A 20,177-nucleotide genomic window follows, 5' to 3' on the forward strand; every position below is an offset into this window, starting at 1 on the left:
CGCCCGTACCTCAGCCCTGCGCCGGCGCCCCAACCGATTCCGCGACCGGTTCCGTCTGGGCCGCCTCCGACTCCGGCTCGGGCAGCTGGCCCGCGAGGTACTCGCCGAGCCCCCCGATCGTCGGATAGTCGAACACCGCGGTGGCGTTGATCGTGAACGCACCACCGAACTGGCTGTGCAGCCGGTTGCGCAGTTCGACCGCCATCAGCGAATCGGTGCCCAGGTCCAGGAACCGGCTGGTCGCGGCGGGCGGCTGCGCGAGCCGCAGGAAGCCCTGCACCTCGCGCTGCAGGAACTCGGTGATGAAGCTGGCGCGCTGCCCCACCGGTATCTCCTGCAGCTGCCGGAGCAACTCGCTGTCGCCGGCCGCCTCGGTCACCGCGCTCGGCAACACGAGGTCCAGGATCGGCGGGCGAGAAGCGCCCAGCACCTTGGCGGCGCGTTGCCAGTTGGCCTTGATCACGGTGGCCTGCCCGGCGCCGTTGGCGACGACCTCGGCGAGCGCGGCGAGCGCGGCCGACGGTTCCAGCGGAATCAGGCCCTGCGCAGCGACGTTGGCGCGCGCAGCCTCCGAAGAAGCCATGCCGCCCTTGGCCCAGGGACCGAGGTTCAGCCCGGTCGCCGGGAGGCCCTGCGCCCGCCGTTGCGCGACCAGCCCGTCGAGCAGAGCGTTGGCCGTCGAGTAGTTGGCCTGGCCCGGTGAACCCAGCAGGCTCGACACCGAGGACGACACGATGAAGAAGTCAAGGTCGTCGTCCCGCGTCAACCGGTCCAGGTAGCAGGCGCCGAACGCCTTGGGCGCCAACGTCGTCCGGAAACGCTCCACGTTCTGCTGGGACAGCAGCGCGTCGTCGAGCACGCCCGCCAGATGCACCACCCCCGCGAGCGGCGGCAACTCCGCGCGGATCCACTCCAGCAGCTTGGTGACCTCGGACTCGTCGCCGACGTCAGCCGAGAAGGTGTGGACGCGGCAGCGGTAGCGCTCGGTGATGTCCTCGATCGCCCGCTGCGCGTCCGCGTCGGGCGCGCGCCGGCTGGTCAGCACGATGTCACCGGCACCGAGTTGGGCCAGATACGACGCCGTGTGCAGGCCGATGGCCCCGAGGCCGCCGGTGATCAGGTAGCTCCGATCGCCGCGCGGCTGCAGCGGATTCGGCATCTGCAGCACGATCTTGCCGATGTGCCGCGCCTGCTGCATGCGACGGAACGCCGTCTTCGCCTCCGTCAGCGGGTAGATCTCGGCGGGCAGCGGCGTCCACTCCCCCTTGGCCAGCCCGTCCGAAACCTCGCCCAGCAGGGCACGAATGCGCTCGGGCTCACAGAAGGTGACCGTGTCCAGCGCGACGATCTCGTAGGCGATGTCGGGACGCGCCGCCGCCATCTGCTCCGGGGTCCAAATGTCGCGCTTGGCGATCTCGGCGAACCGGCCGTTGCGGGCGGTGGCCCGCACGGTCGCCTCGACGAACCCCTCATTGGTCAGGCTGTTGAGCACCACGTCGACGCCCGCGCCGTCGGTGTCGGCGAGGATCTGGTCGGCGAAATCCGTTGTGCGCGAGTCGTAGACGTATTGCACGCCGAGTTTGCGCAGCGTCGCGCGCTTGTAGGTGCTGGCGGTGGCGAAGACGGTCGCGCCGTGCTGGTGGGCCATCTGGATGGCAGCCAATCCGACGCCGCCGCTGGCGGCGTGGATGAGCACTCGGTCACCGGGCTCGAGCTGCGCCCAATCGAACGCGAGCCGGGCGGTGAGCGCCGCGGCGGGAATGGTCGCCGCATCCACCGCGCTCACGCGCGAGGGAATCGGCGCCAGCAGCTGCGCCGGCACGTTGAACCGGCTGGCGAACGCGCCCTGCATGAAACCGTAGACGCGCTGGCCGGTTTCGAGCCCGGAGACGCCGTCACCCAACTGCGTGACGGTGCCGGCGAAGTCGCCGCCGATCGGACCCGGATCGCCGGGATACAGGCCCAGCACGTTGAGCACGTCGCGGAAGTTCAGGCCGGCGGCCTCCACCCGGACCTGCACGTAGCCCTCGCCCGGTGGCGGCACCTCCGCCTCGGTGAGGCGCAGGTTGTCGATCGCGCCGCGCTCGGTGGGCGCCAGGGCGTAATCGGTCCCCCGCGGCACCGCGAGCTGGCCGCTGCGCGACCACTGCAGCAACCGGGACGCCAGGAACTTGCCTTGCCGCAGTGCGAGTTCGGGCTCCTCGATCGGTTCGCCGAGAAGACCGGCCAGCAGGCGCACGGCCTCGGCCGAGCCGTCGCAGTCGACGATCCTGCAGCGCAGCGCCGGTTCCTCGTTGACGATGGTGCGTCCCAGCCCCCACAGCGCCGCCTGCACCGGGTCGACGGGCTCGCCGGCTTCGGTCGCCACGGCCCGTTCGGTGACGATCCACAGGCCGCCGGGAAGTTTGACCGCACCGTCGGCTTGCAGCGTGTGCACGGCGCTGAGCAGCTGGGCGATCTCGGTCTCGAGCCGCGCGGCGGATTCGGCGCTCGACTCGTGCGCGCCCGGCCCGGCGCTGCGCCAGACGATTCCGGAGAACGGCATGCCGCGCTCGTGCGCGTCCGCCAGCAGCTGCCCCAAATCCGAGGCCCGGTCGAACGGGATGCAGCCCGGCAGCTCGGCGGCCAGCTCGTCGAACCCGGCCACCAGCCAGGTGCCGATCGCGTTGCCATCCTCACCGCCCGGCGCGGGCAGCGGCACCTCGTGCCACCCGAGGCTGTACAGCAACCGGGTGGCATCGCCGCCGAGCCCGCGCAACAGCGCCTCGCGGGGCGCGCGTTTGACGGTGAACTCGCGAATCCCGCCCAGCGGGCGGCCACTTCGGTCGACGAAATCGAGATCGAAGACCTGGGTTTCGCTGTCGAGGCCGCTGGTGTGCCACCTCGCGCGGCAGTAGAACCGCCGGGGCATCTTCTCCCGCAGCTCCACCGCGCCGTACCGCAACGGCAGGAACAGGTCGCTCACCCCCTGCTCGGCGGCGAGCAGGGCGGGGAAGGCCGGGAACGCGACACCGGTGCACAGGTCGAGCAACACCGGGTGGATCGGCTCGGTCCCGAGATGTTCGGTGAGTTCCTCACCGACGGTGACGTCGCCGATCGCCTCGCCCTCGCCGACCCACAGCGATTTGAGGGAATTGGACCAGGCGGGCCCCCAGGCCAGCTCCATGTCGGCGAAGGTTTCGAACAGCTGCTGCGGGCGCAAGCGCTCCATCCGCTCGATTTTCGCGTCGAAGGAATCCTCCGGTTCGGCTTCCGGCCCGTCCCGGCCGTCGGCGACGCCGGCAGCCCCGGTCATGACGGTCCCGTCGGCGTTCAACGACCATTCGGCGTCGCGGACGCCGTACGGGCGACTGTGCACCCGGAAGCTAAAGCCACCGTCTTCCAGTGGATGCAACGTCAGCTGCACCTCACGAGAGCTCTTCTCGGGCAAGATGATCGGCTCGTAGAAGAAGACGTCTTGCACCCGCGCCGGCGGCCCCACGGCGGCCAGGGCCATCGCCGCATACGTCGCCCCCGGGACGACCACGGTGCCGTAGATGACGTGATCGGCAAGCCACGGCTGCGACTTGACCGACAGCCGGCTGGTGTAGACGGAGTCGCCGGACGCGAGATCCTTTGCACCACCGAGGATTCCGGACACACCGGTGCCGTCCACCGCGATGCCGCTGGCGCCCGCAGTCCTCGGCCAGAAGCGACGGCGCTGGAACGGATAGGTGGGCAGTTCGAGCTTGCGGCGGGGCTGGCGTTGCAGCGCGGCGAACTTGGGCCGGTGACCGCTGACGTAGGCGGCGCCCAGCGCTTCGGCGATCTGGCGACGGTCGCCGACGCCCTTGCGCAGGGGAACGATCGCACGCGGTACGGCCAGGTGTTCCGGCCAGATCTGCACCGCGGCCCCGGTCAGCACCGGTTGCGGACCGATTTCCATCAGCACCGAGCAGCCCAGCGCCGCCACCGTGCGCACGCTTTCGGCGAACTGCACCGGCTGGCGGGAATGCCGCCGCCAATACTGGGCGTCCAGCGGGTTTTCCGCCGTGAGTACCGCGCCGGTGCGGTTGCAGACCAGCGGCAACGTCGGCACGGCGAACTGCATCCGCGCCGCGTAGGACTCGAACTCGTCGAGCACCGGCTCCAGCAACTCCGAGTGGAAGGCGTGGCTGGTTTCCAGCCAGCTGCACCGGACCCCGTCATTGCCGCAGCCGGCGACGATCTGTTCCAGGTCCTCGCCCGGGCCCGACAGGACCGTGTTGGGGCCGTTGTAGGCGGCGACCGAGACGCGGGGGAACTCACCGGCGACCTCCTCGACGTACTTGGCGTCGGCGAACACCGCCACCATCCGCCCGCCCGCGGGCAGGCTGCCGAACAGCCGGCCGCGCTCGGCCATCAGCCGGGCACCGTCCTCGAGGCTGAACACGCCGGCCACACACGCCGCCGCGTACTGGCCCACGCTGTGCCCCAACACCACGTCGGGCTCGACGCCCCACGACTGCCACAGCCGCGCCAGGCCCATCTCGACGGCGAACAGCGCCGGCTGGGCAAAAGACGTGTGCCGCAGCGTTTCTCCGGCCTCACCGCCGGTGGCTCTGTCGGTGGCGAACATCACCTCCAGCAGCGGGCGCGGCAGCATCGAACTGACCGCGTCGGCGCACCGCGTCAGAGTGTCGGCGAAAACCGGCTCGGCGTCGAACAATTCGCGTGCCATCCCCGGGTATTGGCTGCCCTGACCGGTGAACAGCCACGCCGTCGTCGGCGGATCCGCACACTCGCCGCGCAGCACGCCCGGCCGCATCCGGTTCTCGGCCAACTCGGCCAGCCCCTCGCGGGCGCTTTGCACCGAATCCACTACCAGCGCGGCGCGGTGTTCGAAATGCGAACGCCCGGCCCCGGCCGTGAAGCACACCTCGGCAATGTCGACCTTGGGGTGGGCATTCAGCCAATCCCCGTACCGCTGCGCCAGTGCCACCAGCGCCTGCGGGGAGCGCGCGGACAGCGGGAGCACGTCGACCGGTTCGCCCTGAGCTTCCGACGCCATTGCCGCGGCGTCGGCCGGTGCGGCGCCCGTCGAGTACTCGTCGGCGGTCGCCGATTGCGACGGCGCCTCCTCGATCAGCACGTGGGCGTTCGTGCCGGTGAACCCGAAGGAACTGATGCCGGCGCGCCGCGGTCTGCCGTTGGCCTGCCACGGAACCGCCTGGTCCACGACCCGCACCGGCAGCGAGTCCCACGGGATATGCGGCGACGGTGTCTCGAAATGCAGGCTCTGGGGAAGCATTTCGTGCTGCAGCGACAACACGACCTTGATCAGGCCGGCGACCCCGGATGCCGACTCGAGGTGCCCGATGTTGGTCTTCACCGAGCCCATCAGCAGCGGCCGGTCCGCGTCACGAGTGGCGCCAAAGACGGCCCCGGCCGCCTGCACCTCGATCGGATCGCCCAGCGCGGTGCCCGTCCCGTGCGCCTCGAGATAGTCGACATCCCCGCCGGCCAGACCCGCCCGAGCCAGTGCCGCGGTGATAAGCCGTTGCTGCGCACCGCCATTGGGCACCGTCAAACCGCTGGAGGCGCCGTCTTGGTTCACCGCGCTGCCGGGGATGACCGCGCACACCCGATCGCCGTCGCGCACCGCGTCGCTCATCCGCTTGAGCACCAGGATCCCGCAGCCTTCGCTGCGGACATAGCCGTCGGCGGAGGCGTCGAAGGTCTTGCACCGACCCACCGGAGACAGCATCCTCGCGCGCGACGCGGCGATGATGGACACCGGACTCAGCAGGACGTTGACCCCACCGGCCAACGCCAAATCGCAGTCCCCGGAATGCAATGCCTGGCAGGCCTGGTGGACGGCCACCAACGACGAGCTGCACGCGGTGTCGACGGCCACCGCCGGTCCTTCCAGCCCGAGCGCAAACGCCACCCGACCCGAAATGGCGTTGAGCGCATTGCCGGTGATGAAGTGCGGCTCGAGCTTGTCGACCGAGTCCGCCGACAGCAGATGCGAGTACTCGTTGGCGCCGACCCCCACGAAGATGCCGCTTCGGCTGCCGCGCAGCGCCCCCGGCGAATACCCGGCACGTTCGAGGCCTTCCCACGCGGTTTCCAGCATCAGCCGCTGCTGCGGATCGATCCACACCGCCTCGCGCGGGGAGATGCCGAAGAACTCCGGATCGAATCCGTCGATTTCGTCGAGGAACCCCCCGAACCGGCTGTAGATCTTGCCCGGGGTGTCCGGATCGGGGTCGTAGAACTCGTCGATGTCGAAGCGGTCCTCCGGGACCTCCCGGATCGCGTCGACACCGCCGGACAACACCTCCCAGAAGGCTTCGGGGTCGGGGGCGCCGGGAAAGCGGCACGCCACCGCGACGATCGCGATCGGCTCGTCCGTGCGCGCCGTCACCACCGTGGCCGGCCGGGCCGAAGTGCCAGTCTGCTCGCTGAGCCCGAGCACGTCGCCGAGCAGGTAATCCGCGACGTCGGACAGGCGCGGGTAGTCCATCGCCAGGGTCGCGGGCACCTCCCTGCCCACCGCCTGCTCGATGCGGCGGCGCAATTCGACGGCCATCAGCGAATCCATGCCCAGGTCGAAGAAGCCGGCGTCCTCGCGGATCTCGGCGGCGTCGACGCGCGTCACCTCCGCCACGGCCTCGCGCAGGTGATCCGTGAGAAGTTTCTTGCGGCGCTGCACCGGCGTGTGCGTGAGCTGCTCGACCAGCTGGGTCTTGCCGGACGGCCCGGACACGGACGGCGCCGCCGCCGCCTCCGGCACCTCGCGCTCCAGCTCCGCCAAAAAGGCGCGCCGCCCCGCCTGCTGGTAGAGCGGCAGGAAGCGGGCCCAGTCGATGCGGGCCACCGTTGCCTGTACGGGTGCGGGCGCCTCCCCCTGGGGCGAAGCCATGAGCTCGGCCATGCCCGCCAGCGCGTCGGCGGGCGACAAGGTGCGGACCCCGCGCTGAGCCAGTCGCGCCCGCGCCTCCTCGTCGGCCATGCCGGCAGACCAGGGACCGAAGTTCACGCTGATCCCCCGCACACCCTGCGCGCACAGCCGCCAGGCCAACCCGTCGAGGAAGGCGTTGGCCGCGCCGTAGGCGGTCTGACCGAACCCGCCCCACACCGACGCGATCGACGAGGTGCTCAGGAAGAAGTCCAACTGCAGGTCCAGGGCTGCTTCGCTCAAATACCAAGCGCCCCAAACCTTCCCGGCAAACACCCGATCGACTTCGCTGTCGTCCAGTGTGCGCAGCGGGGTGGTGCCGATCTCGCCTGCGGCGTGGACGATACCGGCCAGCGGCGGCAGTTCGGCCCGCACCGCGGCCAACAGGCGCGCGACGTCGTGCGCGTCGGCGACATCGGCCGCGACAACCCGGAATTCGCAGCCGTGCTGCGCGCGCAACGCATCGATGCGCGCTTGGGCGGCATCGCTGGGGGCGCGCCGGCCGGTCAACACCAGGTGCCGGGCACCGTGCGCCGCAAGGTATGCGGCGATTTCCAGCCCGACCGAACCCAGCCCCCCGGTCACCAGGTACGTGGCGTCGTCGCGCAGGGCCGGTGGCGTTGCGATCGGCTGCCCGACCCGCCGCACCAGCCGGGGAACGTAGACCGCGTCGTCGCGCAGCGCGACCTGGTCTTCCCGGGACGCCGCCTCACGCGGCGCCGTGATCTCGTCGATCAGCAGCGACCATTGCGACGTCGACGGCAGCGCGGGCCCGCCGGGCAGGTCCGCCAGCCCGCCCCACACCTGTGGGTGTTCCAGCGCGGCGGCGCGACCGAATCCCCACAGGCAGCTCTGGTCCGGTGCCACGGTGTCCGCGTCGACGATCCGTTGCGCGCCGCGCGTGACCACCCAGATGGGTGTGCGCAGTTCGGCCGCGGCGGCCGCGCGAAAGAGCCGGCGCGTCCCGCCCAAAACGTGGTGTTGCATCCGCAACAGCGAGCGCATCGACGGCGCGGTGTCGGTGTCGAGCGCCGCGACGTGCAGGATGCGCAGCGCCGGTTCGTCGGCGACCGCGGCGCGCAACTCGGCTTCGAGCGCTTCGGTGTCCGCGTCGGAGGCCGGCAACCCCAGCATCCGGTGCCGGTGCCCGCGCCCGTCCAGCGCGTCGAGCAACGGCCGCACGACGCCGGCGGCATCGGCGTCACCGATGACCAGCCAGGCCGATCCCTCGTCCGCATCCGAGAACCCGGCGGCGGATTTGTGCCAACGCATCTCGTAGCGGTCGTCGGCGATGGACTGCGAGTTGCGTTGTTGGTTGTGTTGTGCGGCAAGCTTTGTCAGCACATCGACGGTCTGCTTTTTGCCGCCGGCGCCGTCGAGGAGCGCGGCGAGCTCCTCGAGCCGGCCGTCCTCGAGGAGCCGGACGGCTTGGCTGCCCGCGGTCGAGGTCCGTTGGGTGGGCAGGACCCGCTTCTCGCGGTACCAGTACTGGCGATGCTGGAACGGGTAGGTGGGCAGGTCGAGCTTTCGCGCCGGTCCGGAGACGGCGCCGAAGTCGGGCAGGTGGCCCAGCACGTACGCGTCGGCGAGGGCTTCGCTGATCTGGCGGTGGTCGGCGGTGTTTCGACGCAGTGACGCGATCGCCCGCGGCGCGGGGGCCGGGTCGGGCCACGCCCGCAGGGCGGCCGCGGTCAGCACCGGTTGCGGGCCGATCTCGAGCAACACCTTGCAACTCAGGTCGGCCAGGGTGCGCACGCTCTTGGCGAATTCGACCGGTTGGCGCGCGTGGCGACGCCAATAGGAGCCGTCGAGCTTCACGCTTCGGCCCAGCGCGGCGCCGGTGCGGTTACACACCAGGATCCGTTGCGGCGGGCTGAAATCGAACCGGTTCGCATACGACTCGAACTCGTCGAGGATTGGATCCAGCAGCGCCGAATGGAACGCGTGGCTGGTGTCCAGCCAGTCGCAGCGCACACCGTCGCCGGCCAGGCCGGCCACCGCCCGCTCCAGGTCCGCCGCGGGCCCCGACAATACGGTGTTGGCGCCGTTGTAAGCGGCGACCGACAGGCTGGGGAACTCGTCGGTGAGGCCCTCGACCCGCTCGGCGGCGGTGAACACCGCGACCATCCGGCCGCCCGCCGGCAAACTGCCGAACAAACGACCGCGCTCCGCCATCAACAGCGCCCCGTCCTCGAGGCTGAGCACGCCCGCGACGCAGGCCGCCGAATACTGGCCGACGCTGTGGCCCAGCACCACGTCCGGTTCGAAGCCCCACGACTGCCAGAGGCGGGCCAGTCCCATCTCCACCGCGAACAACGCGGGCTGGGCGTATGAGGTCTGGCGCAACGTCTCTTGAACGTCGTGGCCGGCCGCACCGTCCAGCTCGAAAATCACGTCCAACAAAGGCTTTTCGAGAACCTCGGCGACCGCCGCCGCGCAGCGGGCCAGCGTCTCGGCGAACATCGGCTCGGTGTCGAACAGCTCCTTCGTCATGCCCGCGTACTGGCTGCCCTGGCCGGTGAACAGCCACGCCGTCTTCGGCGTGTCGTCGGATGTTCCGCGGACCAGCCCGGGTGCGGGGCGGTCGTCGGCGAGCGCGCCGAGCAATTCGCGCGCGGATTCCAGCGAATTGACCACCAGTGCGGCCCGGTGCTCGAAGTGTGCTCGCCCCGCGCCGGCGGTGAAGCACAGGTCCGCCAGGGTGGCCTCCGGGTGCGCGCGCAGCCAGCTGCGGTAGTGATCGGCGAGCTGCACCAGTGCGGCGGGCGTGCGCGCGGACAGGGGAAGGACGCTGAACCGCCGGTCCCCGGGCGTCGCGACCGGCGCAGGCGACACCGCGGCCCCGGCGGCCCCTTCGACCGGTAGTGGGGCCTCTTCGATGATGACGTGCGCATTGGTGCCGGCGAACCCGAACGAGCTGACGCCCGCGATGCGGGGCCGGCTGTTGCGTTCCCAGCCGGTGGGCTCCTGCACGACCTGCACCGCCAGCCGGTCCCAGGGGATGTGCGGCGACGGATTGCGGAAGTGCAGGTGCTGGGGCAATACCCCGTGCTCGAGCGACAGGATGACCTTGATGACGCCCGCGATGCCGGCGGCGGCTTCCAGGTGCCCGATATTGGTCTTCACCGAGCCCATCAGCAGGGGCCGGTGCGACTCGCGCCCGGCGCCGAGGACCGCACCCGCGGCCTGGGCCTCGATGGGGTCGCCCAGCGACGTCCCGGTGCCGTGCGCCTCCAGGTACCCGACCTCGGCGGGCGCGATCCCGGCCCGCTTGAGCGCCTCGGCGATAACTCGTTGCTGGGCAATGCCGTTGGGCACCGTCAAACCACCCGAGGCACCGTCCTGATTGATCGCGCTACCCCGGATGACGGCCCGGATCCGGTCGCCGTCGCGGATCGCGTCCTCGAGCCGCTTCACGACGATGATGCCGCACCCCTCGCCGCGCACGTAGCCGTCCGCGGCCGCATCGAATGTCTTGCACCGGCCGTCGGGCGCGAGCATGTGCGCGTGCGAAAAGGTGATCATGGTGGCCGGGGTGAGCAGCACGTTCGCGCCGCCGGCCAGCGCGAGGTCGCACTCCCCGAGGCGCAGCGCCTGGCACGCCTGGTGGATCGCCACCAACGACGAGCTGCACGCCGTGTCGACCGCGACCGACGGGCCCTGCAGCCCCAACCGATAGCTGATCCGGCCGGCGGCCGCGGCGTTCGACGTCCCGATGGCCATATAGGCCTCGATCTCGGGGTAGGTCAGCTCGTCGGACGCCATTCCCAGGTAGTCGTGCGTGGCCAAACCGACGAACACGCCGGTGTTGGTGTTCGCCAAAGCCGTTGGCGCGGTACCCGAATGCTCGACCGCCCGCCACGCCGTCTCCAGCAGGAGCCGATGCTGGGGGTCCATCAACCTGACCTCACGCGCCGACATGCCGAAAAACGGTGCGTCGAACCCGGTTACGTCGTCGACGAATCCCGCCCGACGGGTCACGACCTTCCCGGGAGCATCGGGGTCGGGGTCGAAGAATTCGTCGGCATCCCATCGGTCGGAGGGCACCTCCGAGATCGCGTCCCGCCCCTCGGCCAGCACCTGCCAGAACTCGTCCGCGTCCGCGGCGCCCGGAAAACGCGCCGCGTAGCCGACGATCGCGAACCCCGCAGGACCCTCGGAACTCGCAGGACTCGAAGCCCCCCGCTTCGGGTCTTCGACGGATGTCATGCGGTTATCCTCCCCGTTTCGATCGGAAGATTCGGTGCCTGCGGGCTCTCGCGGCGCCGACGGCGTGGTGGCCCGAACCACCTCGCACGCCGCTCATCACACCCACCCAGGACCAGGCCTGGCGGTACTCCCCCCGGCGTACTGCCCGCAGCGACCGTCGTGGCGAATGTACACATGCCTGATCGCCTTGCCGCAGCCGAATCACCTCCGAGGCAAGTATGCCAAGGATGGGTGGCTCGCGATGGCGCATGGCGGAAGTATCGTCGGGCGTGCGGGCCGGCGCCGGGCCGTTCCGGTGCCGCTCGGCGAACCCGCGGATGCGCGGTCGTGGCCGTATCCGCGCACGTCGCCGCCGGTGATCGCGGAGAAGGTTATCTTGGTGTCGCCACCAGCGGCACCACACCAGAGCAATCCAGGGCAGTCCAGACCGAGGAGAAAAGATTGCACATCGGGAAGATCAGGATCGGCTCGCTCGGTGACTGGGACCCGTCCCCGGGGTCGGTCATCTCCTGGCACCCGACGGCCGCGGCCGCCGAAAAGGTCGCTCAGGCACCGACCAGTTCGGTGCCGGTTAGCTACATGCAGGGCCAGCACCTGCGCAACTACCACGAGCGGACGGCCGCGGGCCTGGACTTTTCCCGGCAGATCATCGCCACCTGTGAAGTGCCCGGCGAGTGCGACCTCTCAGCCATGGACCACGCGCTCAACGCCTACCTGCGCCGGCATGACACGTTCCGCAGTTGGTTCGAGCACACCGGCGACGGCGAGTTCGCCAGGCGCACCCTCAGCGATCCCGCCGACATCGAGTTCGAACCGGTCAATCACGGCGAAATGACCGTCGACGAGATCCGCGCGCACGTCGTGGCCATACCGAATCCCCTGGAGTGGGGGTGCTTCACCTTCGGGATCGTCCAAAACGAGGGCCACTTCACTTTCTTTGCCGCCATGGACCACGTCCACGGGGACGCGACGTTGATCGGCACCACGATGCTCGAGGCCAACGGAATGTATGCGGCATTGTGCGGGGGCGGGGAGCCCCTGGCGCTTCCCGACGCCGGCAGCTTCGAGGAATTCTGCGCCCGCGAGCGCCAGTACGCGGCGACGTTGACGCTGGATTCGCCTCAGGTGCGCGCGTGGATCGAGTTTGCGGAGAACAACAACGGCGGCTTTCCGGAGTTTCCGCTCCCGCTGGGTAACCCGCTGGAGCCCAGCGACAGCGACATGGTCTCAGAACTCCTCATGGACGCGGCCCAGACCGAGCGCTTCGAAGCGGCGTGCACGGCGGTCGGCGCGCGCTTCATCGGTGGCCTGTTCGCCTGCCTGGCGCTGGTGGAGCACGAGTTCACCGGGGCGCTCACGTATTACGGCCTGACCCCCCGGGACACGCGCCGGACCACGGACAATTTCATGACGCAGGGTTGGTTCACCGGCCTGGTCCCGATCGTCGTGCCGATAGCCGCGGCCTCGTTCGGCGACGCCGCGTGGGCGGCGCAGGCGTCGTTCGATTCGGGTCTGGACTTGGCAAAGGTGCCGTATTACCGCGTCTTGGAGTTGGCGCCGTGGTTGAGCTGGCCGCAGCCGAACTTCCCGGTCTCGAACTTCTTGCACGGCGGCGCCGCCCCGCTCAACGCCGTCCTTGCCGCCGCCGACCTCGGCTTGGCGAACAACATCGGGATCTACTCCGACGGTCGCTACTCCTACCAACTGACCATCTATGTATTCCGCTACGGGGAAGGGACGGCAATGGCGATCATGTATCCCGACAATCCGGTCGCCCAGAAGTCGGTTGTCCGCTATATGGAGGCGATGAAGTCCGTGTGCGCGCGCGTCGCCGACAGCGGCCATTGGGGACGCGTTGCGTAGCTTGGAGTAGTTCGATGGCTTTGACAGAAGGCGCCGGCGCGGGGGTGAGGGCGATATGCGACGGCTAGCGGATCTTGTGGTGCGGTGGCCCTGGGCGGTGATCGGGCTGTGGATCGCGATCGCGGCCGCGCTGCCCCTGGCGCTCCCCTCCCTCGGCGAGATGGCCCAGAAACACCCGCTGGCCATCCTGCCCAGCGATGCGCCGTCGAGCGTCACCGCACGGAAAATGACCGAGGCGTTTCACGAATCGGGTTCCGAAGACCTCCTGCTGGTGGTGCTGACGAACGACAAGGGGCTCGGCCCCGCCGACGAAGCCGCCTACCGCAAGCTGGTGGACGCTTTGCGCCGCGACACCCGAAACGTCGTGATGGTGCAGGACTTCGTCAGCACACCGGCCCTGCGCTCGGTCGTGACCAGCAAGGACAACAAGGCCTGGGTGCTGCCGGTCGGCGTGGCCGGCGAGATGGGCACGCCGAAGTCGTACGCCGCGTTCAACCAGATCGCCGACGTCGTCAAACACACGTTGGAACAAGCCCCGCCCGGATCGCACCTCACCGCGAATCTCACCGGACCCGCGGCAACCGTGGCCGACCTGACCGTCGCAGGCGACCGGGATCGGCTGCCGATCGAGTTGGCGATCGCCGTGCTGGTGCTCATCGTCTTGCTGGTGGTGTACCGCAGCGCGGTCACCATGTTGCTGCCGTTGGTGACCATCGGGTTGTCCCTGGTGATCGCTCAGGCGGTGGTGGCGGGCTACTCGCAGCTCACCGGCTCGGGCGTCTCGAACCAGTCGATCGTGTTCCTGAGCGCGATAATGGCCGGTGCCGGAACGGATTACGCGGTGTTTCTCATCAGCCGCTATCACGACTACCTGCGCTCGGGTGCGGATTACGACCAGGCGGTCAGGCGGGCGATGATCTCGATCGGGAAGGTCATCGCCGCGTCCGCGGCGACCGTCGGAATCACGTTTCTGCTCATCAGCTTCGCCCGGATGGGAGTGTTCAAAACGGTCGGGGCGTCGTCGGCGATCGGGATCGGCGTGGCCTTCCTGGCCGCGGTGACGTTGCTGCCGGCGATCCTGGTGATCGCCGGCCCGCGCGGCTGGGTCAAGCCGCGGCGCGAGCTGACCGCCCGGTTCTGGCGGCGGTCGGGCATCCGCATCGCGCGCCGCCCGAGGGTTCACCTGGTGGCCAGCGTGCTGGTGTTGATCCTGCTGGCCTGCTGCTCGGGCCTGGTGCGCTACAACTACGACGATCGCAAGGCGCTGCCGTCGTCGGCTCCGAGCTCCATCGGGTATGCCGCGCTGGATCGGCATTTCCCGGTGAATCAGTCCATCCCGGAGTACATCCTCGTGCAGTCACCGCACGACCTGCGCACCCCGCACGCGCTGGCGGATCTGGAGCAAATGGCCGACCGCGTCAGCCAGCTGCCGAACATCGCCGCGGTCAGCGGCATCACCCGCCCCACCGGAAAGGTGCCCGAACAATTCCGGGCCACCTATCAGGCGGGCGCGATCGGCTCCCTGCTGGCCAGCGGGTCCACCATGATCAACGACCACACCGGCGACCTGAACCGGCTGGCCGCCGGCGCGGGCACGCTGGCCGAGAACCTCGGCGACGTGCGTGGCCAGATCACCCAGCTCGCCGCCGGCGTGCAGGAGCTGGAGAACGCCTTCTCGTCGGCGAAAACCCAGTACAGCGGCGACGCGCTGGTCAAGCAGGTCGACCTCGCGGCCCAGCTCGTCGACCACGTGAACTCGCTGAGCAACGCCATGGGCTGGAACTTCTCGGCCGGCAAGAACATGTTCGCCTGGATCGGCCCGGTGCTGGCCGCGCTGCAGGGCAACCCGATCTGCGACGCCGATGCGTCGTGCAGCGCAACCCGGGGGACATTCGAGCGGCTGACCGGTGGCCGGGACCAGGCGGACCTCGACGCGATCGACGACCTTGCCCACCAACTGCAGGACTATCCGGACAAGCGGGCCCTCAAGGCGTCGACCGAACGCCTGCGTGCGGCCCTGATGAAACTCACCGGCGTGCTGCGTTCCCTGGGCATGGACCAGCCCGGCGGCCTGCAGGCCAACCTGGACAAGCTGCAGGACGGCGCCAACCGGTTCGCCGGCGGCAGCCGGCAGGTGGCCGACGCGGTGGCCCAACTCGTCGACCAGGTCAAACAGCTGGGCGCCGGGCTCAGCGAGTCGGCGGCGTTTTTGTTGGCGCTCAAACGTGACGCCGCGCAACCGGCGATGGCCGGGTTCAACATTCCGGCCCAGCTGCTGCATTTGGAGGAGTTCCAGAAGGCCGCCAAGGTGTTCATCTCACCCGACGGCCACTCGGTGCGCTACCTGGTCCAAACCAAACTCGACCCCTTCAGCACCGAGGCCATGGATCAGGTCAACGCGATCACCGCGGCCGCCCGGGGAGCCCAGGCCAACACCGCGTTGGCCGACGCCACGGTGTCGATGGCGGGCTACACCGTCGGCCTGAAGGACACGCGCGACTACTACCGACACGACATCCGGTTCATCATCGCGGTCACCCTGCTGGTCGTGCTGCTGACCCTGGTAGCGCTGCTGCGGGCCATCGTCGCTCCGCTGTATCTGGTTGCGTCGGTGGTTATTTCGTATCTGTCGGCGGTGGGCATCGCTGTGGTGGTGTTCCAGTTCATACTCGGTCAGCACCTACATTGGAGCGTGCCGCCACTGGCGTTCGTGGTGCTGGTCGCGGTGGGCGCCGACTACAACATGCTGCTCGTCTCGCGAATGCGTGACGAGTCGCCGAACAGCGTGCGGTACGGCATCATTCGCACCCTGGGTTCGACGGGCGGTGTGATCACCGCGGCGGGCCTGATCTTCGCCGCCTCGATGTGCGGCCTCTTGTTCTCCAGCATCGGCACCGTGGTCCAGGGTGGCTTCGTGATCGGTGTGGGAATCCTGCTGGACACCTTTTTGGTACGGACCATCACGGTTCCCGCCCTCGCCGCGCTGTTCGGTCGGGCGAACTGGTGGCCGTCGCGAGGCGGCGCGCGGCGGGCGGCGGCCGGACCGGCCGCAACCGGGTTAGCGCGCGCCGAATGATGTATGTGAAACTAGACAAGCTTGAGCGGTCAGGGGTAGTGATGAAGAAACTCCTTGCGGGAGTTACGACGCTGGTAACTGTCGGCGCCACAGGGTGTTTCGGCGTCAACACCGCGACGGCCGACGACACGCCCATCGGTGGTCCGCCGACCCCGGGGGCGCCGGGCGACCAGACGGCGTTCGCCCTCGGCGGCGCTCACGTTCTGGGCATCCCCTACGACGAGTACATCCGCCAGGAGGGCGCCCAATGGTTCCCCGGCCAGCAGCGGGAAATCGTCCGCTACCCGGCGGGCCAGGTACAGGGGCACGTGCTGGAGCGGCTCTTCCCCGGCATCGGCAAGATCGGCGACCAGGTGTTCCCCGGCCTGGGGCTGGACGGCCCCAGCGTCGGCGAGTCCGTCGACGTGGGAGTGGACAATCTCGACGCGGCGATCAAAACCGGTCGCCCCGGCACGGCGATCGGTTTGTCCGAGGGCGCGTTCGTGGTCGACGGCGAGCAGGCCCGGCTGGCGAATGACCCGGCCGCTCCCCCGCCGGGGACGCTGAACTTCGCCACCTTCGGCGACCCGATCGGGCGCCACGCCTTCGGTCAGAGCTTCCTGACCGCCATGTTCCCGGTCGGCAGCGTCGTGCCGGCGCTGGACTACACCATGCCGCCGCCCTACGAGAGCCAATACGACACCAACAGGTTCGTGGCCGCCTACGACTCGATCGCGGACTTCCCCGACCGCCCGGACAACATGTTCGCCCTCGCCAACACGGTCATGGGCCTGGCCACCGGCCACACCGCGGTGGCCTTCACCAACCCCAGCATGGTGCCGCCGCAGAACATCAGGACCACGATCAACTCCCGGGGCGCGAAAGACACCACGATCATGGTCCCGGAGAAGCACCTTCCGCTCGTCATGCCGCTGGCCTACATCGGGATCCCGGAAGACACGCTGAACAAGCTCGACGCCATCCTGATCCCTCGGGTGAACGCCGGCTACTCGCGGAACGACGACCCGTCGACCGCTCCGGTTCAGGTGGACCCGGTGCGCGGCTTCGACCCGGCCGCCGTCACCGCCCCGGCCAACCAGGCGACTTTCGGGGGCGGCGCCGACCCGTTCTCGCAGATCCTCGCCGGTGCGATGTCCGTGTTGTCGCACAACGCGGGCGAAGCCGGCCACTGACTGAACCGCCAACGGATACGACGCCTATGCCTCAGTCAGCTCTTCTCTCGATGCTGCACGGACGTGCCAGCCTGCGACCCGACGACGTCGCGTTCACGTTCACCGACTACACCGACGATCCGGCGGGCGTTCCCGAGAGCCTCACGTGGTCGCAGTTGTCCCGCCGAACACTGAATTTGGCGCGCGAGCTCACCCGCTGCGGGTCGGCCGGAGACCGGGCGGTCATTTTGGCTCCGCAGAGCCTCGAATACCTCACGGCGTTCCTGGGTTCCCTGCAGGCCGGGCTCATCGCGGTGCCGCTGCCGTTGCCGCACCGCGGCTCGAGTCACGAGCGGGTGAGTGCGGTGCTGGCGGATACGTCGCCCTCGGTGGTGCTCACCACGTCCGCGGTCGCCCAAGACATCGCCGAATACGTCGATCAAGCCCGCCTGGACACGGTCCCCAAGATCCTCGACATCGATGCGATGAGCCTGGACGCCGGCGGCGAAACGAGCGCTCGGACAACCGATTTCCCGAGCATCGCGTATTTGCAGTACAGCTCGGGTTCGACCCGGCTGCCGACCGGCGCCATGATCTCCCACCACAACCTTCAGTCGAATTTCGAACAGCTGATGCGCGGCTATTTCGCGGACTCCAACCTCAAGGCCCCGCCCGATCTCACGGTCGTGTCGTGGTTGCCCTTTTACCACGACATGGGCCTGGTGCTGGGGATCTGCGCGCCCATCCTGAACGGCTGGCGTGGCGAGCTGACCAGCCCGATTTCGTTCTTGGAGAAGCCGGCCCGTTGGATGCAAGCGCTGGCCGCGCATCCTCGTACGTGGTCGGCGGCGCCCAACTTCGCGTTCGATCTGGCCGCCCGCAAAACGACCGACGACGACCTGGCCGGGCTCGACCTCGGCGGGGTGCTGGGCATCATCAGCGGCGCCGAACGCGTCGAGCCCGCCACCTTGCGACGCTTCGCTGATCGGTTCGCCCACTTCAACTTTCGCGATCACATGCTGCGGCCTTCCTATGGCTTGGCGGAGACGACGGTCTTCGTGGCGGCGGGCACCTGGTGTGAATCGTCGGGCGCGGTGGAATTCGATGTCGCGGAGCTGTCGGCGGGCCGTGCTCGGCAATGTGCGGCGGGATCCGGCACGGCGCTGGTCAAATACCAAGTGCCGCAATCGCCCACGGTGCGCATCGTCGATTCCGACACCCATCGCGAATGCCCGCCCGCCCTGGTCGGCGAGATCTGGGTACACGGCGCCAACGTCGCCGACGGCTATTGGCGCAAGCCACCGGAGGAGCAGCGCTGCTTCAATGCCACGCTCACCGACCCGTCGCCGGGCACGCCCGACGGTCCCTGGCTGAGAACCGGCGACCTGGGCTTCGTCTTCGAGGGAGCGCTGTTCATCGTCGGCCGCATCAAAGACCTGCTGATCATCCGCGGGCGCAATCACTACCCCGAGGACATCGAGGCGACGGTCCAAGGGATCACCGGGGGCCGGGTCGCGGCGATATCGGTCCCGGTGAACAGTACCGAGAAGCTGGTCACCGTCATCGAGCTCAAGAAGCGAGGCGGTTCCGCCGAGGACGCGACGCACTGGCTGACCTGCGTCAAAAGCGATGTCACCGCCGCGATATCCAACGCGCACGGGCTGAACGTCGGGGACCTCGTGCTGGTGCCGCCGGGATCGATTCCGACCACGACGAGCGGCAAGATCCAGCGCGCCGCCTGCGTCGAGCAGTACCGCCACGACCAATTCACCCGATTGGACGCCTGACAACCGCATCCGGCACCGGCGCAAAGGAGCACCCGATGAGCACAGCCAGCACCGACCGTCCGCTTCGCGTGATCCAGTGGACCACCGGAAACATCGGGCGGCGATCGTTGCACGCCATCATCGGCAGACCGGATATGGAACTCGTCGGCGTCTACGCCCACGGTCAGGACAAGGTGGGCGTGGACGCCGCCGAGCTGTCCGGCTGGCCGTCGCCCACGGGAATCAAGGCCACCAACGACATCGACGCGCTGCTGGCGCTGCGGCCGGACGCTTGTTGCTACAACCCGTTGTGGCCGAACGTCGACGAACTCGTGCGGCTGCTGGAGTCGGGCGTCAACGTGTGCACCAGCGCCGCCTGGATCACCGGCGGCAAGCAGACTCCGCAGGACCGCAAGCGCATCGAGGACGCCTGCCGGCGCGGCGAGTCGACGATATTCGGCAGCGGCGCGCATCCCGGGATGACGAACATGGTCGGCATGGTCCTGTCCGCCTCCTGCGAGCGCGTCGACGAAATCCGGATCACCGAATCGGTGGACTGCTCGACCTACGAGTCGGCGGAAACCCAGACGGCGATGGGCTTTTCGCAGGATCCCGACACCCCGGGGCTCGCCGAGAGCGTGCGCACCGAAAGCGAGGTGTTCGCGGAGTCCGCGGCGATGATGGCCGACGCGATCGGGGCCAAGCTGGACAGGATGACCTTCGACGTCACCTTCACGGCGGCCACCGCCGATTCCGACCTGGGCTTCATGAAGATCCCCGCGGGAACGGTCGGCAGCGTCTATGGCTACCACCGCGGGTGGGAAGGCGACCGCAACGTCGTCAGCGTCGGATTCAACTGGACCATGGGCGATCATGTGGTCCCCCCCAAGCCGCTCGAACACGGCCACGTCATTCAGGTGTTCGGGCTGCCCAACATGCGCACCGTCCTGCACTGCCTGCCGCCGAAGGAGTGGACGGAGCCGGGCTTCATGGGACTGGGAATGATCTACACCGCGATGCCGGTGACCAACGCGGTGCCGGCGGTGGTGGCGGCCCGGCCCGGCATCCTGACGCTTGCCGACCTGCCGCCGGTGACCGGGCGGGTGGCGCGCTAGGTGCGATCGCAAGCGCGGCGCTGCCGGGCGCTGGGGGTGCTCCCCTACCTGCGGTGTGGGCCCACCGCGAAGCTG

Annotated in this window: 6 protein-coding genes; 5 read left to right on the top strand and 1 reads right to left on the bottom strand. The window is 69.1% G+C overall.

The features are described 5' to 3' along the window. Window positions 1–10: 10 nt before the first annotated feature. Window positions 11–11,131, bottom strand: a complete 11,121-nt coding sequence (locus tag AC5Y43_RS12980) for a type I polyketide synthase (RefSeq protein WP_499972966.1) — start codon at window positions 11,129–11,131, stop codon at window positions 11–13. A gap of 441 nt (window positions 11,132–11,572) precedes the next feature. On the opposite strand from AC5Y43_RS12980, the gene AC5Y43_RS12985 reads away from it, so the two are divergent. From AC5Y43_RS12985 to AC5Y43_RS13005, 5 genes are read left to right on the top strand one after another with little or no spacing between them, the layout of a single operon-like run. After that, window positions 11,573–12,994, top strand: a complete 1,422-nt coding sequence (locus AC5Y43_RS12985; protein WP_499973410.1) for a condensation domain-containing protein — start codon at window positions 11,573–11,575, stop codon at window positions 12,992–12,994. A gap of 55 nt (window positions 12,995–13,049) precedes the next feature. Continuing rightward, entirely contained in the window at window positions 13,050–16,070 is a 3,021-nt protein-coding gene (locus AC5Y43_RS12990; RefSeq protein ID WP_499972967.1) for an MMPL/RND family transporter, read from the top strand. Window positions 16,071–16,111: 41 nt separating this feature from the next. Then, the gene (gene pe, locus AC5Y43_RS12995) at window positions 16,112–17,242 is read left to right on the top strand and encodes an acyltransferase PE (protein ID WP_499972969.1); all 1,131 of its coding nucleotides are present in this window, start codon (window positions 16,112–16,114) and stop codon (window positions 17,240–17,242) included. A 26-nt stretch (window positions 17,243–17,268) separates the two neighbouring features. Then, window positions 17,269–19,008 carry an AMP-binding protein gene (locus AC5Y43_RS13000; protein WP_499972971.1) on the top strand — a complete coding sequence of 580 codons (1,740 nt, stop codon included), beginning with the start codon at window positions 17,269–17,271 and terminating at the stop codon, window positions 19,006–19,008. Between the two features lie 35 nt (window positions 19,009–19,043). Beyond that, the gene (locus AC5Y43_RS13005; protein WP_499972972.1) at window positions 19,044–20,102 is read left to right on the top strand and encodes an NAD(P)H-dependent amine dehydrogenase family protein; all 1,059 of its coding nucleotides are present in this window, start codon (window positions 19,044–19,046) and stop codon (window positions 20,100–20,102) included. The last annotated feature ends 75 nt before the right edge of the window (window positions 20,103–20,177 follow it).

The organism is Mycobacterium sp. NGS57, assembly GCF_059812405.1.

Coding starts and splice junctions, on each gene's coding strand:
- AC5Y43_RS12990 (WP_499972967.1), top strand. CDS start 13,050: ATGCGACGGCTAGCGGATCTTGTGGTGCGGTGGCCCTGGGCGGTGATC.
- pe (WP_499972969.1), top strand. CDS start 16,112: ATGAAGAAACTCCTTGCGGGAGTTACGACGCTGGTAACTGTCGGCGCC.
- AC5Y43_RS13005 (WP_499972972.1), top strand. CDS start 19,044: ATGAGCACAGCCAGCACCGACCGTCCGCTTCGCGTGATCCAGTGGACC.
- AC5Y43_RS13000 (WP_499972971.1), top strand. CDS start 17,269: ATGCCTCAGTCAGCTCTTCTCTCGATGCTGCACGGACGTGCCAGCCTG.
- AC5Y43_RS12980 (WP_499972966.1), bottom strand. CDS start 11,131: ATGACATCCGTCGAAGACCCGAAGCGGGGGGCTTCGAGTCCTGCGAGT.